The sequence below is a fragment of the Flavimobilis rhizosphaerae genome (genome assembly GCF_014852685.1).
Taxonomy (GTDB): Bacteria; Actinomycetota; Actinomycetes; order Actinomycetales; family Cellulomonadaceae; genus Flavimobilis; species Flavimobilis rhizosphaerae.
Genome location: NZ_JACZDF010000001.1, coordinates 477,048 through 491,773 on the forward strand (window position 1 = coordinate 477,048; position 14,726 = coordinate 491,773).

15 protein-coding genes are annotated in these 14,726 nt (G+C 72.7%); 9 read left to right on the forward strand and 6 right to left on the reverse strand.

Going from position 1 to position 14,726, the window contains the following annotated elements; genetic code table 11:
• Nucleotides 1-27: 27 nt before the first annotated feature.
• Nucleotides 28-1,296, reverse strand: coding sequence for a sensor histidine kinase (locus IGS67_RS13730; protein WP_192277316.1), 1,269 nt, complete (start codon nt 1,294-1,296; stop codon nt 28-30).
• Nucleotides 1,297-1,500: 204 nt separating this feature from the next.
• Here IGS67_RS13730 and IGS67_RS02045 point away from each other — a divergent pair, with 204 nt between their 5' ends.
• The 3 genes from IGS67_RS02045 to IGS67_RS02055 all read left to right on the forward strand — a co-directional run bounded on the left by IGS67_RS02045 (nt 1,501) and on the right by IGS67_RS02055 (nt 4,046).
• The gene (locus IGS67_RS02045) at nt 1,501-2,223 is read left to right on the forward strand and encodes an ABC transporter ATP-binding protein (RefSeq protein ID WP_192277317.1); all 723 of its coding nucleotides are present in this window, start codon (nt 1,501-1,503) and stop codon (nt 2,221-2,223) included.
• 52 nt (nt 2,224-2,275) lie between these two features.
• Nucleotides 2,276-3,037, forward strand: a complete 762-nt coding sequence (locus IGS67_RS02050) for an ABC transporter permease (protein WP_192277327.1) — start codon at nt 2,276-2,278, stop codon at nt 3,035-3,037.
• Nucleotides 3,038-3,119: 82 nt separating this feature from the next.
• Nucleotides 3,120-4,046, forward strand: a complete 927-nt coding sequence (locus IGS67_RS02055; protein WP_328741365.1) for a LysR substrate-binding domain-containing protein — start codon at nt 3,120-3,122, stop codon at nt 4,044-4,046.
• A 198-nt stretch (nt 4,047-4,244) separates the two neighbouring features.
• On the opposite strand, the gene IGS67_RS02060 is transcribed toward IGS67_RS02055, so the two are convergent.
• Together IGS67_RS02060 and msrA are read right to left on the reverse strand one after the other, a co-directional pair.
• On the reverse strand, nt 4,245-5,462 hold the full coding sequence (locus tag IGS67_RS02060; RefSeq protein WP_192277329.1) for a pyridoxal phosphate-dependent aminotransferase: 1,218 nt from the start codon (nt 5,460-5,462) through the stop codon (nt 4,245-4,247).
• 90 nt (nt 5,463-5,552) lie between these two features.
• The gene (msrA, locus tag IGS67_RS02065; RefSeq protein WP_192277331.1) at nt 5,553-6,221 is read right to left on the reverse strand and encodes a peptide-methionine (S)-S-oxide reductase MsrA; all 669 of its coding nucleotides are present in this window, start codon (nt 6,219-6,221) and stop codon (nt 5,553-5,555) included.
• Between the two features lie 198 nt (nt 6,222-6,419).
• Between msrA and IGS67_RS02070 the strand changes: the two genes are divergently transcribed.
• Both IGS67_RS02070 and ilvA read left to right on the forward strand, forming a co-directional pair.
• Nucleotides 6,420-7,823 (forward strand): AI-2E family transporter, encoded by a 1,404-nt coding sequence (locus tag IGS67_RS02070; RefSeq protein ID WP_192277333.1) that lies wholly within the window; start codon nt 6,420-6,422, stop codon nt 7,821-7,823.
• A complete protein-coding gene (gene ilvA, locus IGS67_RS02075) occupies nt 7,820-9,037 on the forward strand; it encodes a threonine ammonia-lyase (RefSeq protein ID WP_192277335.1) in 1,218 nt (405 codons plus the stop codon). The genes IGS67_RS02070 and ilvA overlap by 4 nt, the downstream gene beginning before the upstream one ends.
• A gap of 145 nt (nt 9,038-9,182) precedes the next feature.
• Here ilvA and greA read toward each other — a convergent pair whose 3' ends face one another.
• Complete coding sequence (gene greA, locus IGS67_RS02080; protein ID WP_192277337.1) at nt 9,183-9,662, reverse strand: transcription elongation factor GreA; 480 nt, start codon at nt 9,660-9,662, stop codon at nt 9,183-9,185.
• A 277-nt stretch (nt 9,663-9,939) separates the two neighbouring features.
• Complete coding sequence (locus IGS67_RS02085; protein ID WP_192277339.1) at nt 9,940-10,437, reverse strand: DUF4307 domain-containing protein; 498 nt, start codon at nt 10,435-10,437, stop codon at nt 9,940-9,942.
• Nucleotides 10,438-10,623: 186 nt separating this feature from the next.
• Here IGS67_RS02085 and mca point away from each other — a divergent pair, with 186 nt between their 5' ends.
• Genes mca through IGS67_RS02100 form a run of 3 tightly spaced genes read left to right on the forward strand, consistent with a single transcriptional unit; the run spans nt 10,624 to nt 12,838 of the window.
• A complete protein-coding gene (gene mca, locus IGS67_RS02090) occupies nt 10,624-11,481 on the forward strand; it encodes a mycothiol conjugate amidase Mca (protein ID WP_192277853.1) in 858 nt (285 codons plus the stop codon).
• Nucleotides 11,478-12,044 (forward strand): hypothetical protein, encoded by a 567-nt coding sequence (locus IGS67_RS02095; protein ID WP_192277341.1) that lies wholly within the window; start codon nt 11,478-11,480, stop codon nt 12,042-12,044. The genes mca and IGS67_RS02095 overlap by 4 nt, the downstream gene beginning before the upstream one ends.
• A 2-nt stretch (nt 12,045-12,046) precedes the next feature.
• The gene (locus IGS67_RS02100) at nt 12,047-12,838 is read left to right on the forward strand and encodes a nitrilase-related carbon-nitrogen hydrolase (RefSeq protein WP_328741366.1); all 792 of its coding nucleotides are present in this window, start codon (nt 12,047-12,049) and stop codon (nt 12,836-12,838) included.
• Between the two features lie 24 nt (nt 12,839-12,862).
• Here the strand turns inward: IGS67_RS02100 and trhA are convergent, their stop codons facing one another.
• Nucleotides 12,863-13,567, reverse strand: a complete 705-nt coding sequence (trhA, locus tag IGS67_RS02105) for a PAQR family membrane homeostasis protein TrhA (RefSeq protein WP_192277343.1) — start codon at nt 13,565-13,567, stop codon at nt 12,863-12,865.
• 227 nt (nt 13,568-13,794) lie between these two features.
• Between trhA and IGS67_RS02110 the strand changes: the two genes are divergently transcribed.
• Nucleotides 13,795-14,556, forward strand: a complete 762-nt coding sequence (locus tag IGS67_RS02110; protein ID WP_192277345.1) for an isoprenyl transferase — start codon at nt 13,795-13,797, stop codon at nt 14,554-14,556.
• Nucleotides 14,557-14,726 lie beyond the last annotated feature (170 nt).

The window sequence follows — 14,726 nt, forward strand, 5'->3', positions numbered from 1 at the left end:
TGCTGAGGATCTCATGGACGGTCGCGCTCACCGCGACCAGGGCAGGGTCGCGCGGACGACGAAGCCTCCGGTTGCGTCGTCGCCCGCGTCGAACGTGCCGCCGAGGAGCGTCACGCGTTCGTGGAGGCCGCGCAGGCCGTGCCCGGACGACGGCAGCCGCGTCTCGACGGCCGTCCCGAGGACCGACGCCGCGTCGACGCGGGCCGGCCGTCCCGGGACGCCGTGCGTGCCGGGCGTGCGGACCATGACGGTGAGCCCGTCGTCCGGCGACCCGACGACCCGCACGACGACGGGGGAGGCGGGAGCGTGCTTGCGCGCGTTCGTGAGGCCCTCCTGGACGACGCGGTACGCGGTGCGTGCCGTCGATCCTGCAAGCGTCGCGGCGGCATCCGTCACGGCCGGCGTCATCCCGAAGTCGACGTGCGCGCCGAGCGCCCGCGCGTCCGCGACGAGGTCGTCGATCCGCTCGAGCGTCGGCTGCGGGGCGTCGGTCGCGCTGGCCTCCGTGCCGACGCGCAGGACGCCGAGGACCTCCCGGAGCTCCTCGAGCGCGCGGTGCGCGTTGTCGCGGACGATCCCCGCGGACTCACGCACCTCCTCGGGCGAGAGGTCCGTGCGGTACGCGAGCGCGCCCGCGTGCATCGCGACGAGCGACACACGGTGCGCGAGGACGTCGTGCATCTCGTGGGCGATCGTCGCACGCTCCTGGGCGCGGGCCCGCTCCGCGTCGGTCGCACGCGCCTGCTCCGCTGCCTCGGCACGCGACTGGAGGGTCCACACGAGCTCGCGCCGCGCCCCGATGTAGAGGCCGATGCCGACGACGAGGACCGTCGAGACGACCTGGGTGAGCACGACGACCCACCACGGCATGTCCGGCAGCCCGTCGACCAGGTAGAACGACGTGAACGACGCCACGCAGTACGTCACCGTCACCGGGACGACCTCGATCGTGCGGCGGCGCGCGCACACCGAGACGACGGCGAGCGTCGCGGCGAACGCCGCCGTCGCGGAGAACGTCGTCATGAGGGTGAGCACGAGAGCGATCGTCAACGGCCACCGTCGGCGGAACCAGATGAGCACCCACGACAGGACGCCCAGGGCGAGATCGAGGGCCTCGCGCGGCGTCGCCGTGTACTCGATGCTCGTGCCCGCAGCCTCCGGCAGCGTGACGCCGAACGTCACGAACGCGCCGACGACGACGAGGACGAACCGCCAGGTGCGGCCCCACACGGTGAGCGGCGGCGCCGGGACCGGAGGCTTGGCCGCGAGCCGGGTGAGGACGGGGGGAAGACGCACCCCACGAGCCTACTGAGCGCACGGCGCGGCGTGGAGCGACCGCAGGAGGGGGTGCGCGCCGCGACCTCCGACCAGGGTCGGACGCTCGCGACCATGGGAGGGGGTGTCCGTGACCGGAGGGGAGGTCGGCGCGCGACCGTCGTCGTCACGCACGTCGACGGCGGACCGATGCCCCGCGGGCCCCGCCGGCGGGAACGTGGAGCCATGATCACAGTCACGCACCTCACCAAGCGCTTCGGCCGCGTCACCGCGGTCGACGACGCCTCGTTCTCGGCCCTCCCGGGCCGTGTCACGGGCCTGCTCGGTCCGAACGGCTCCGGCAAGACGACGACGCTGCGCACCCTCGTCGGGCTCGTCCGCCCAACGTCGGGGAGCGCGACGATCGCCGGCCGTCCCTACGCCTCGCTGCCCAACCCTGCGCGCAACGTCGGCACGATGCTCGACGCCGACGCCCTTCACGCGGGCCGCACGGGCCGCGAGGAGCTGCGGCTCGCCGCCGGCATCCTCGGCCTGCCCGCGAGCCGCGTCGACGACGTCCTCGAGATCGTCGGCCTCACCCCGGCCGAAGCGAAGCGCCGCACCCGCACGTACTCGCTCGGCATGCGCCAGCGGCTCGGCCTCGGCCTCGCCCTCCTCGGCGACCCCGAGGTCGTCGTCCTCGACGAGCCCGCCAACGGCCTCGACCCCATGGGGATCCGCTGGATGCGCACCCTCCTGCGCGACTTCGCGTCCGAAGGACGCACCGTCCTCCTCTCGAGCCACCTCCTCACCGAGATGCAGACCGTGTGCGACGACGTCGTCGTCGTCGGCCACGGACGCGTCCTCGCGCAGGGCACGACCGCAAGCTTCGTCGAGTCCGACGGCAACCTCGAGGAGGCGTTCGTGCGCCTCACCGCGGGCACCGACCGCGAGCGGGTCCAGCAGTGAACGCCCGCGTCACCCTGCCCGTCCCCGCACCGTCCAGCAAGGAGAACCTCCGATGAGCGCCCTGCTCGCCCACGCACCCGTCCCGTTCCTGCGCATCTGGAACGCGGAGAACCGCAAGGTCGTCAACACCCGCGCCGGCGCCGTCTTCCTCGGCCTCATCGCCCTCGCCGTCGTCGGCATGTCCGTCGTCATGGCGATCTGGCCCGGAGACACGGGGCCGACGTTCGGGCTCCTCCTCAACGGCTCGGCGAGCATGGGGCTCGCGATGTTCATGCCGATCCTCGCGATCCTCGCCGTGACGTCCGAGTTCTCGCAGCGCACCCTCGCCGTGACGTTCGCGCTCGAGCCGCGGCGTGGCCGCGTCGTCGCTGGCAAGGTCGCGGCGGCCCTCACGACGACGGCCGTCCTCCTCGTCGTCGCCGTCGCGGTCGCCGCCGTCGTCCTCCTCGGCGCCGCTGTCGTCCGCGGGGAAACCGCCGTGTGGGACGTCGACGGCGGGGTCCTCGTCGGGACGCTCCTCACGCTCGTCCTCGTCGTCCTCCAGGGCACCGCTTTCGGCCTGCTGCTGCGCTCGACGCCGCTCGCGATCATCACGTATCTCCTCCTGCCGTCCGTGTTCGCGTTCGTGACGATGTTCATCTCGCCGATCCGGGACGCACTGCCCTGGTTCGAGCTCAGCAACGCGACCGTGCCGCTCATGGAGGGCCTCGCCCTCACCGGGACGCAGTGGGCGCAGCTCGCGTCCGCGTCGTTCCTCTGGATCGTGGTCCCCGGCGGGATCGGCGTGTGGCGCCTCCTCCGGGGCGACCTCTGACGGAGGCCCGCAGGGGCTGTGACGGCCGGGGTCCGTGCGCGGGCCCCGGCCTCACGTGTCCGTCGCCCGTTACGCTGCATGGGTGAACGACGCCCCGGACGACACCCCGCAGGAGGACCTGCAGACCACGGACCCCCAGCATGACGGCGTCGCAGCGTTCCGCCTCGGCTTCGTGCCCGGGGTCAACCCCGCGAAGTGGGTGCGGACGTGGCGTGCGCGCCTCACCGTCCCGCTCGAGCTCGTGCCGCTCACGACCGACGACGCCGGCGCCGCCGTCCGCGCGGGCGACGTCGAGGCCGCGCTCGTGCGCCGGCCCGTCGCGACGCACGACGGCCACGAGCGCTTCCTCCACGCGATCCCGCTCTACGACGAGGTGCCCGTCGTCGTCGTGAGCAAGGAGCACCTGCTCTCGCTCGCAGACGACGTGACGCTCGACGACCTCGCGGACGAGACCGTGTGGCACCCCCTCGACGACCGCTTCGACTGGAACGCCCTCGCGTCAGGCGACGAGCCGTCCGCCGTCACCGGGACGCCGCCGGGCGTGCCCGGGTACGTGCGGCCGGGGCACGCCAAGGAGGCCGTCGAGATCGTCGCGTCGGGCGTCGGCGTCGTCATCCTGCCGATGTCGCTCGCGCGACTGCACCACCGGCGCGACGTCGTCGCCGTGCCCCTCACCGACGGGCCGACGTCCGGCGTGAGCCTCGCATGGCCCGCGCACGACGGCGACCCGCTGTGCGAGGAGCTCGTCGGCATCGTCCGCGGCCGCTCCGTCAACAGCTCGCGCGGCGCCGCCGCGCAGGACCAGGCCGCGCAGGACCAGGCGGCTCAGGGGTCGTCAGGGCGTGACGGCGGCAGGACGACGGGCGCGACGGCCCTCACCCGGACGGGCGAGGCCCGACGCAAGAAGAGCGCCGCCGCCCGCGCCCAGGCTGACCGCACCGCCGCGCAGCAGCGCAAGCGCAGCGACCAGAGCCGCGCCCGCGGCAAAGGCAAGAAGCGCGGCAAGTAGCCCCGCGCCCGCCCCCGCACGCGCAGCCCTGCACGCGCAGCCCCGCCCCCGCCCCGCATACGAAGGAATCCGCGCAGATGGCTGCTCCCAGTAGCCATTTGCGCGGATTCCTCGGCGTGCGAGGCACGGCCGGGTGCGGCCGGGGCACGGCCGGAGGGGTGGGGACGGGCCGGAGGGGGAGCGCGCGCGGGCGTCGGGTCAGCGACGAATCTCGTCGAGATGCTCTGCGATGCGGCCGATCGCCTCCGTGAGGACGTCCTCGTCGGGCAGGCACACGAGCCGGAAGTGGTCCGGCTCGAACCAGTTGAAGCCCGTGCCGTGGGTCACGAGGATGTGCTTGCGGCGCAGCAGGTCGAGGACGAACTCCTGGTCGTCCGTGATCCCGAACATCTCCGTGTCGAGCTTCGGGAAGCAGTAGAGCGCACCCTGCGGACGCACGTTCGTCACGCCGTCGATCTCGTTGAGCAGCGTGTCCGCGAGCATCATCTGGTCGTAGAAGCGCCCGCCAGGGACGATGAGCTCGTTGATCGACTGGTAGCCACCGAGCGCCGTCTGGATCGCGTGCTGCGCCGGCACGTTCGCGCACATGCGCATGTTCGCCATGAGGGTGAGACCCTCGAGGAAGTCCGTCGCGAGGTGCGTCGGGCCCGAGATCATGAGCCATCCCGCCCGGTACCCGCACACGCGGTACGCCTTCGACAGCCCCGAGAACGTCAGGCACAGGACGTCGTCGCCCGCGAACGTCGCCGCATGGTGGTGCTTCGCCTCGTCGAAGAGGATCTTCTCGTAGATCTCGTCGGAAAAGATCACGAGGTCGTGCCGTCGTGCGATGTCGACGATGCCCTTGACGATCTCCTCCGAGTACACCGCACCCGTCGGGTTGTTCGGGTTGATGAGGACGATCGCGTGCGTGTTCGCCGTGATCTTCGACTCGATGTCCTCGAGGTCCGGGTTCCAGGCGTTCGACTCATCGCAGCGGTAGTGCACGGGCGTGCCGCCCGAGAGCGTCACCGCGCCCGTCCACAGCGGGTAGTCGGGCGCAGGCACGAGGATCTCGTTGCCGTCGTCGACGAACGTCTGGAGCACCATCGTGATGAGCTCGGAGACGCCGTTGCCGATGAAGATGTCCTCGACGTGCGTGTCGACGAGCCCGCGCGACTGGTAGTACTGCGCGACGGCCGTGCGCGCCGAGTAGATGCCGCGCGAGTCCGAGTACCCCTGGGCCTCGGGCAGGTGCTGGATCATGTCCGCGAGGATCGTCGGCGGCGCCTCGAAGCCGAACGGCGCGGTGTTGCCGATGTTGAGCTTGAGGATCTTGTGGCCGAGCGACTCGAGGCGCTGCGCCTCGACGAGGATCGGTCCCCGCACGTCGTAGCGGACGTTCTTGAGCTTCTTGGACTGCGTGATCTGGCGCACCCCGCCATGGTGGCACAACGACGGCACGTCGTGGCAGGTCGCAGCGTCAGGTGCTGTGGACGTCCGTGCGGATCGCGTGGAGGTGAGACCTCAGCCGTCGAGCGGCTCGCAGCGCACGCCCGTCGCATGGACGGGGCAGTAGCCGTGAGGCACCTTGTGGAGGTACTGCTGGTGGTCCGCCTCCGCGAGGTAGAACGGCCCCGCGTCCGCGGCCGTCCGCACCTCCGTCGTGATCTCCTCGAAGCCCCGCTCCGCGAGGCTCGCCCCGAACGCCGCGCGCGTCCGCTCGGCGAGGTCCGCCTGCGCGGGCGTCGTCGTGAAGATCGCCGAGCGGTACTGGGTGCCGACGTCGTTGCCCTGACGGAAACCCTGCGTCGGGTCGTGGTTCTCCCAGAACGTCCGCAGCACGTCCTCGTCACTCACGACCGTCGGGTCGAACACTACCCGCACCGTCTCGGTGTGCCCGGTCATGCCCGTGCACGTTTCTTCGTACGTCGGGTGCGGCGTCGTCCCGCCCATGTACCCGACCGACGTCGAGATGACGCCCGGCAGCTGCCAGAAGAGCTTCTCCGCGCCCCAGAAGCAGCCGAGGCCGAGGAAGATCTCGTGCGCACCGTCGGGCAGCGGACCCTCGAGCGGGGTTCCGAGGACCGCGTGCGTCGGAGGCACGTGGAACGCGCGGGCGGGCCGCCCCGGGAGGGCATCGGCGGGGCTGACGACGGTCGTCGGGACGCGACGGCCGAAGAGGTTCTCGAGCACGGTGACCTCCGGTGGGGGCAGGAACGCCGGAGCAGTCGTGAACGCTCCGTGAAAAGGTGCAACGTCGCGCGTCCACCGCGTGTTCCCGCGGCGCGCGCGAGCGCGAGCCGGTGCCGGTCGTCGTAGTCTGGCACGCGGGGCCTACCGCCCCGACACGGGCGTCCGACCTGCGCGGACGTGGGGGCTGGAAGGACGACGATGACGAGCGACGACACCACCCGGGACGACGCCGGGACCGCGACGACCGAGGCCGTGGGCGCTGACGCGCTCCACGGCGACTACGTCGCCTCCCGCTCCATCCCACCGTCCGTCCAAGCCGCCGCAGCCTGGTCGTGGCGCCTGCTCATCATCGGCATCTGCGCAGGAGCCGTCATCTGGGTGCTGCGGCCCCTCGGCGAGCTCTTCGTCGCCGTCGCCGCCGCGCTGCTCTTCACCGTCCTCCTCGCGCCCCTCCACGGCTGGCTCGTCCGCACCCTGCGGTTCCCGCGCGCGCTCGCCGCCGTGACGTCGGTGCTCCTCCTGCTCGCCGCCGCGATCGGCCTCATCGCCATCGCCGGGCAGCAGATCGTCACCGGCATCGCCTCGCTCTCGACGCAGGCCCGCGAGGGCCTCGACCAAATGATCGAGTGGCTCGCGACAGGGCCTCTCGGCATCGACACCGAGCGGCTCGAGGGCATGCTCAGCGACATCTCGACGACGGTCGAGCAGAACCTCGGCACCGTGGTCTCCGGGGCCATGTCCGTCGGCTCGACCGTGACGAGCCTGGCGGCAGGCTTCGTCATCGCGCTGTTCTGCACGATCTTCTTCCTCTACGACGGCCGCACGATCTGGACGTGGATCGTCGGGCTCCTGCCGCGCGCCGCCCGCGACGACGTGCACCAGGCCGGGCGCCGCGGGCTCGTGACCCTCGCCGCCTACACGCGCACGCAGATCCTCGTCGCCGCGATCGACGCGACCGGCATCGCGATCGGCGCCGCAGCCCTCCAGCTGCCGCTCGTCGTGCCGCTCGGCATCCTCGTCTTCATCGGATCGTTCATCCCGTTCGTCGGCGCGATCGTCACGGGCGCGATCGCCGTGCTCGTCGCCCTCGTCGTCAAGGGCTGGGTGTGGGCGCTCGTCATGCTCGGCATCGTCCTGCTCGTCCAGCAGATCGAGGGGCACCTCCTCCAGCCGTTCCTCATGGGCCACGCCGTGTCGATGCATCCCGTCGCCGTCCTCCTCACCGTCTCGGGGGGCACGATGGTCGCCGGGATCGTCGGAGCCCTCTTCGCCGTGCCCATCGCGTCGGTCATCAACACCGTCGTCCTCTACCTCTCCGGTCACGACAAGTTCCCCGACCTCGGCATCGGCGACCGACTCACCTTCCGGCCCGAGGCGGAGGCCGAGGTGCGGCGCCGCGCCGTGGCGCTGCGCCGCGGCGCGCAGGATGCCGACACGGACGTCGTCGTCGTCGAGGTCGGTGAGGGAGCGGTCCTCGTGGCCCCCTCCGACAGCCCCGCTGTCAAGAGCGCTGTCAAGGGCGCGGCCGAGACCGCAGCCGACGAGCCACCGCACGACGCTTCCGGCACGCAGCGTCGCACGCAGCCCGGCGACGACGCGTGACCGGCCTGCCTCTCGACCCCGTGGACCTCGCCGACGCCCGACGCCTCCTCGAGGGCGTCGCCGTGACGACGCCCGTCGAGCACTCGCGCGCGCTCGCCGAGCTCACCGCCACCGAGGTCCACCTCAAGTGCGAGAACCTCCAGCGCACCGGATCCTTCAAGCTGCGCGGCGCGTACGTGCGCCTCGCCCGACTCACCGCCGACGAGCGCGCCTCCGGGGTCGTCGCGGCGAGCGCCGGCAACCACGCGCAGGGTGTCGCCCTCGCGGCCCGTGAGCTCGACATCCATGCGGTCGTCTACATGCCGTCCGACGCTGCTCTGCCGAAGATCGCCGCGACCCGCGCCTACGGCGCCGAGGTGCGGCTCGTCGGGCACAGCGTCGAGGACGCGCTCGCGGCCGCGTACGAGCACGCGCGCGTCACGGGCGCCGTGCTCATCCACCCGTTCGACCACGCCGACGTCGTCGCCGGGCAGGCGACGATCGCCCTCGAGATCCTCGAGCAGGTCCCCGACGTCCGCACGGTCGTCGTCCCCGTCGGCGGAGGCGGCCTGGCCGCCGGGATGGTCGCCGCATTCTCGCAGTTCGCACCGCACGTCCACGTCGTCGGCGTGCAGGCCGAACGCATGGCCGCCTACCCCGGATCGCTCCGCACCGGGACGGCCGAGACCGTGCCCGTGCGCTCGACGATGGCCGACGGTATCGCCGTCGCGCGCCCCGGCGAGGTTCCGCTCGAGCTCCTCCGCCACGGCAACGCCGAGGTCGTCACCGTGAGCGAGGACGAGATCTCCCGCGCGCTCCTCCTCGTCGCCGAGCGCGCCAAGCTTCTCGTCGAACCCGCTGGCGCGACCGGTGTCGCCGCGCTCATGGCCGAGCCCGACGGCTTCGACGGACCCATCGTCGTCGTCCTCTCGGGAGGCAACGTCGATCCCGTCGTCCTCCTGCGCGTCGTCCGCCACGGCCTCGCGTCCGCCGGCCGCTACCTCCAGGTGCGAGCCCTGCTCACCGACCGGCCCGGGATGCTCGCCGACCTCCTTCTCGCGATCGCGCGCGAGGGCGGCAACGTCATGCACATCGAGCACGTCCGCACCGGGCCGCACCTCGCGATCGACGAGGTCGAGGTCGTCCTCCAGGTCGAGACCAAGGGCGCCGAGCACCAGGACGCGCTCCTCACGCACCTGAGGGGCGAGGGCTACCGGCTCGCCCCCGGCGCCTGAACACCAGGCGCCCGAGCCGGCGAGCGACGCAGCCGGTGAACGCCCGAGCGCAGCGAGCCCGACCGCGCGGTGCCGGGGCTCGCAGGAACGACGAAGCGGGCCACCCCGATGGGGTGGCCCGCTCCTCAGCATGTCGTGCGCGCGCTCAGCCGTCGTAGGGCACGGCCTTGAGGACCTTGACGAGACGCTCAGCACCGGTCGGCGTCGTGAACGTCACCTCGTCGCCCACCGAGCGACCGAGGATCGACGCGCCGAGGGGCGACGCCTCCGAGAAGACGTCGAGCTCCGTCGTGCCCACGATCTCGCGCGAACCCAGGAGGAACGTCATCTCCTCGCCCGCGAAGTCGAGCGTGACGATCATGCCCGGCTCGACGAGGCCGTCGTCCGGAGGCGTGCCGACCTGCGCGTTCTCGAGCTTCGCCTTGAGCTCGCGGACACGGGCCTCCTGCTTCGCGTGCTCCTCACGGGCCGCGTGGTAGCCGGAGTTCTCCTTGAGATCGCCCTCGTCACGCGCCTGCGCGACCCTCGCGACGATCTCGTCCCGGCCGGCGCCGGTGAGGTACTCGTACTCGGCCTTGAGCCTGTCGTACGCCTCCTGCGTCAGCCACGTGGTGGTCCCGGTCATTGTCGCTCCTTTCGGTCCACGTAGGACAGCGGCGCACGGTGGGAACCGTGCGCCGAGATGTGATGAAGAAGATGTGCCCCTGCTCGCCGGTGCGACGCCCCCTCGCGTGCCACACCGTCGACCACCCGTCTGAGGGGCCCGGCCGGGAGCGTGAACGAGAACGCGCTGCACGGTCGCCGAGCAGTGGTCGAAACACCCAGTATAGCCGCACGGGCCGCAAGGACGCGGACCCGTGATCTGCGACGCGCCGCCCGACCCGTCGTCGTGCGCGCCGACCTCAGTCGTCGAGGCGCTCGCAGGACTCGACCATGCCCGTTGTCGCCAGCTCCGACGTCCGCACCTCGACCGTGAACGACTCCCGCTCACCCGAGCTCGCCGGGATGATGACGTCGCGGTAGCCGACCTGGGCGTAGTTCTCGGCGAGCGCGACGACCTTGCAGCGCAGCGCGAGGTCTGCGCGCTTCGTCACGTGGAATGTCACCTCGGTGAGCTCGGGGCCCTTGACCGAGTAGCCGACGGGCTTCGTCGTCCACGGCTCGCCGGCGACCATGCTCCAGCCCGCCCAGCCGGCGCCGACCGTCCCGAGCACGATCGCCGCGGCCGCGGCCACCTTGAACCGGCGCGAGCGGCGGGCATCAGGTGTGAGCCGGCCGTACCTGTCGTCGAGGTCAGTCCGCGCGGCGGGGGTGGCGAGCGGCGACGACGCCCCGGGGGCGACGGGCGAGCCAGGGGCGGCGGGCGCCTCGGGAGTCTCGGGAGTCTCGGAGGAGGACATGGCCCCAGTGTCCCAGGCTCGTGCGGTCGCGGGAACCGGGGCGTGCGCGTCGTCGAACCTCCGCCGCCCGCGCCTGGGGTCCTCACGTCCCGTGCGGCACCCCACGGGAGATACGGTGAGGGGTGGAGCCCAGACCTGGGCCCGTGCACCGAGAGGACCACCGACGTGACGACGCCCCTGCGCCTCATGGCCGTCCACGCCCACCCCGACGACGAGTCGAGCAAGGGCGCCGCCACGACCGCCCGCTACGCCGCCGCCGGCGTCGAGGTCCTTGTCGTCACGTGCACCGGAGGCGAGCGCGGCTCCGTCCTCAACCCCAGCTACGGCCGAGAGCTCGCCGAGGGCGACGAGATCGCCGCCGTCCGCCGCGAAGAGATGGCCGCCGCGGCCGCCGCGCTCGGCGTGCGCCAGCACTGGCTCGGGTTCGTCGACTCGGGACTGCCCGAGGGAGACCCGCTGCCGCCGCTCCCCGAGGGCTGCTTCGCGCTCGTCCCGCTCGAGGAGTCCGCCGAGGCCCTCGTCCGCGTCGTGCGCGAGTTCCGGCCCCACGTCATCACGACGTACGACCCGTCGGGCGGGTACCCGCACCCCGACCACATCCGCACGCACGAGGTGACGGCCGCGGCCTGGGAGGCCGCGGGCGACCCGGGTCGGTTCCCCGGCGCGGGTACACCGTGGACCCCGCTCAAGCTCTACTACAACCACGACTTCTCGATGCGCCGCATCCGCACGGTCCACGAGGCGATGGTCGACGCAGGTCTCGAGTCGCCCTTCGGCGAGTGGGTCGAGACCCGCGCCGCGCGCGAGATCGTCGAGCGACCCGTGACGACACGCATCGAGGTCGCCGACCACTTCGATGCCCGCGACGCCGCGCTGCGCGCGCACGCGACCCAGATCGACCCCGACGGCTTCTTCTTCGGCACCCCGCGCGACCTCGAGACCGAGGTCTGGCCGTGGGAGGAGTACGAGCTCGCCGATGCCCGCATCGCCACCACGCTGCCCGAGGACGACCTGTTCGCGGGACTCACCGAGGAGCACCTGTGACTCTCTCCCTCGCCGCGCTCGCGGCGCTGCTGCCCGCCGAGACGCCCACGCCATCGCCGTCGCCGTCGGACGTGCTGCGACCCGGCCTCGACCCCTACGACGTGTCACCCGGGCTCCTCGGCTTCCTCGCGATCTTCGCGGTCGCATCCGTGTGCGTGCTCGGCTGGATGTCGCTCAACCGCAAGGTCCGGCGCATGCGGTTCGCCGAGCGGGCCGAGGGTGCGGAGACGGACGGCGCTGAGCCAGGTGGTGAGCCGGACACGACCGCATCGGGCGGGACGGCGTCGGGCGTGGCCGAGCCGGGCACGTCCGAGCCGGGCGCGGCCGAGCCGGGTGGCGAGGCTGGACCTGCGGGGTCCGGCGCGACCAAGCCTGGCGTGACGGAGTCGGGCGCGAGCCAGCCGGGCGTGACCGAGCCGGGTGGCGAGGCTGGTTCTGCGGGGTCCGGCGCGACCGGGCCTGGCGGGACGGCGTCGGGCGTGGCCGAGCTGGGCGTGACCGAGCCGGGTGGCGAGGCTGGTTCTGCGGGGTCCGGCGCCGCAGGCGACGACGCCCAGGGCTGACCGTGCGCGTCGGGCTCGCGCAGGTCGCCACACCTCGTGACGCGGCGGCCGCCGCGCGCGTCGCGACCGACGCCGTCGAGGCGTGCGCCGACGACGGCGCGCACCTCGTCGTCCTGCCCGAGTACGCGAGCGCGTTCGACCCGCGCGGCACCGGCCCCGGCGACGCGCAGGAGCTCGACGGGCCCTTCCTCACCGGGCTGCGGCGGGTGGCGCGCGACCGCAGCGTCGACGTCTTCGCGGGGGTGACGCTCACGCTCCCGGGCGAGCAGCGGGCGAGCAACGCGGTCGTCCACGTCCGCGCCGACGGCACTCTCGGCGGCGACTACCGCAAGGTCCACCTCTTCGACGCGTTCGGGCAGCGCGAGTCGGACAGGCTCGCCCCCGGCGACCCGGCCGCGCCGCCGCTCGTCGTCGACGTCGGCGGGCTGCGCCTCGGCGTGCTCACGTGCTTCGACCTGCGCTTCCCTGAGTCCGCGCGACGCCTCGTCGACGCGGGCGCCGAGGCGATCGTCGTGCCCGCCGCATGGGCGGCCGGGCCGGGCAAGGTCGAGCAGTGGACCGTCCTCGCCCGCGCCCGCGCGCTCGAGAACGTCGCGTGGCTCGTCGCCGTCGGCATGGCCGGGCGCGGCGTGTGCGGGACGAGCCTCGTCGTCGACCCCGTGGGGGCCGTCGTCGAGCGTCTCGGACTCGGGCCCGCGCACGTCGTCGTCGACCTCGATCCGGCGCGCGTCGCCGACGCGCGGCGCCGCAACCCTGCGCTCGAGCTCCGGCGCTACGAGGTCCGGCCCCGCTGACTGCGCGGCTCGGCCGCGCCCGGGTCAGGAGATCTGCGCGACCGCGACCGCGACGGCCGCGAAGTGGCACCAGAAGCCGATGACGGTGCCGACGTGGAAGATCTCGTGGAAGCCGAACCAGCGTGGGCTGGGGTTGGGACGCTTGAGGGCGTAGACGACGGCGCCGCCCGTGTAGGCGAGCCCGCCGAGCGCGACGAGCCAGACGACGGCGGGACCGCCCGTGTCCCAGAACTGCTTCATGAAGCCGACCGCGACCCAGCCGAGCGCGATGTAGACGGGCGTGTAGACCCAGCGTGGCGCGCCGAGCCAGAGCATGCGTGCGGCGAGCCCGAGGAGGGCGCCGCTCCACACGATGACGAGGAGGATCGTCGCGGTGCGCGCGTCAAGGAGGAGGACCGACAGGGGCGTGTACGTGCCCGCGATGATGAGGAAGATGTTGGCGTGGTCCGCGCGCCGAAGTGCCGCCTGGGTGGTCGGACCCCACGTGCCGCGGTGGTAGACGGCGCTCGTGCCGAAGAGGAGCACGGCGGTGATCGCGAAGATGAGGACGGCGACGCGCGGAGCGGTCGGCGGGGCGAGCGCTGTGAGGATCGTGCCGCCGATGACGGCGAGGGGTGCGGTGCCCGCGTGGATCCAGCCTCGGAGCCGTGGCTTGACGGCCTCGACGACGGCCTCCGTGGCAGCGTCGGCGGTCTCTGCGACGCTGCGGGGGTGAGTGGTGCGCGACATGTGTCGCTCCTCCGGGACGTTGTCGTGCGTGGCGGGGCGCGGCTGCGCCCGTCGTGTCCGACCAGCGTAACCTACGGGACCGTAGGTTACGGAACCGTAGGTTGTGGAGATCGGGTGTTGGCCGCGGAGATGACGGGACAGCTCACGCTCCGACCCCCCCGCAGCGTCCCACGCGTCCGGTAGGTTGGCGACGTCGACGAAGCCCAGGTCACCCGAACGAGGTCGCAGTGCGCATCCCCACCCCCTTTTACGGGCTCTACGAACGCCAGCTCGCGCGCTCCCTCCCCGCCGACGCCCTGCCCCGCCACATCGGCGTCATCCTCGACGGCAACCGCCGCTGGGCCCGCTCCTTCGGCGAGTCGACCGCCGCCGGCCACCAGCGCGGCGCCGAGAAGATCCTCGAGTTCCTCGGCTGGACCGAGGATCTCGGCATCGAGGTCGTCACGTTGTGGATGCTCTCGACCGACAACCTCTCGCGGCCCACCGCCGAGCTCGAGCCGCTCCTCGCGATCATCGTCCGCGCCGTCGAGGACCTCGCCGCCGCACGCCGGTGGCGCCTGCGAGTCATGGGTCGCCTCGACCTCCTGCCCGACGCCTCCGCAGCCGCGCTCCGCGCCGCCGAGGAGTCGACCGCCGACGTCGACGGGCTCTCCGTCAACGTCGCCATCGGCTACGGCGGACGCCACGAGATCGCCGACGCCGTCCGCGCCTACCTGCGCGAGCAGGACGCCCAGGGTCGCACGCTCGCCGAGGTCGCCGAGTGCATCGACGTCGACGAGATCGGTGAGCACCTCTACACGCGCGGCCAGCCCGACCCCGACCTCGTCATCCGCACCTCGGGCGAGCAGCGGCTCTCCGGTTTCCTCCTGTGGCAGTCCGCGCAGGCCGAGTACTACTTCTGCGAGGCCTACTGGCCGAGCTTCCGTCGCGTCGACTACCTCCGCGCCCTGCGCTCGTTCGCGACACGCGACCGGCGTCTGGGGCGGTAACGCCACGCGGGGACCCTGCCGCACGGCCACGGCCACGGCCACGGCCACGGCCACGGCCACGGCCACGGCGACGGCGACGGCGACGGACGACCTTCCACCCGTGCGACCGGGGACCGTGGGCGAGACGAAGGTCGCTGTCCGTCATCTCGTCCACTGACCCCCGGCGCGCC

Excerpts from the sequence above, each read along its gene's own strand:
- IGS67_RS02045 (WP_192277317.1), top strand. The coding sequence starts at position 1,501 with ATGATCACAGTCACGCACCTCACCAAGCGCTTCGGCCGCGTCACCGCG.
- IGS67_RS02050 (WP_192277327.1), top strand. The coding sequence starts at position 2,276 with ATGAGCGCCCTGCTCGCCCACGCACCCGTCCCGTTCCTGCGCATCTGG.
- IGS67_RS02070 (WP_192277333.1), top strand. The coding sequence starts at position 6,420 with ATGACGAGCGACGACACCACCCGGGACGACGCCGGGACCGCGACGACC.
- greA (WP_192277337.1), bottom strand. The coding sequence starts at position 9,662 with ATGACCGGGACCACCACGTGGCTGACGCAGGAGGCGTACGACAGGCTC.
- IGS67_RS02085 (WP_192277339.1), bottom strand. The coding sequence starts at position 10,437 with ATGTCCTCCTCCGAGACTCCCGAGACTCCCGAGGCGCCCGCCGCCCCT.
- mca (WP_192277853.1), top strand. The coding sequence starts at position 10,624 with ATGGCCGTCCACGCCCACCCCGACGACGAGTCGAGCAAGGGCGCCGCC.
- trhA (WP_192277343.1), bottom strand. The coding sequence starts at position 13,567 with ATGTCGCGCACCACTCACCCCCGCAGCGTCGCAGAGACCGCCGACGCT.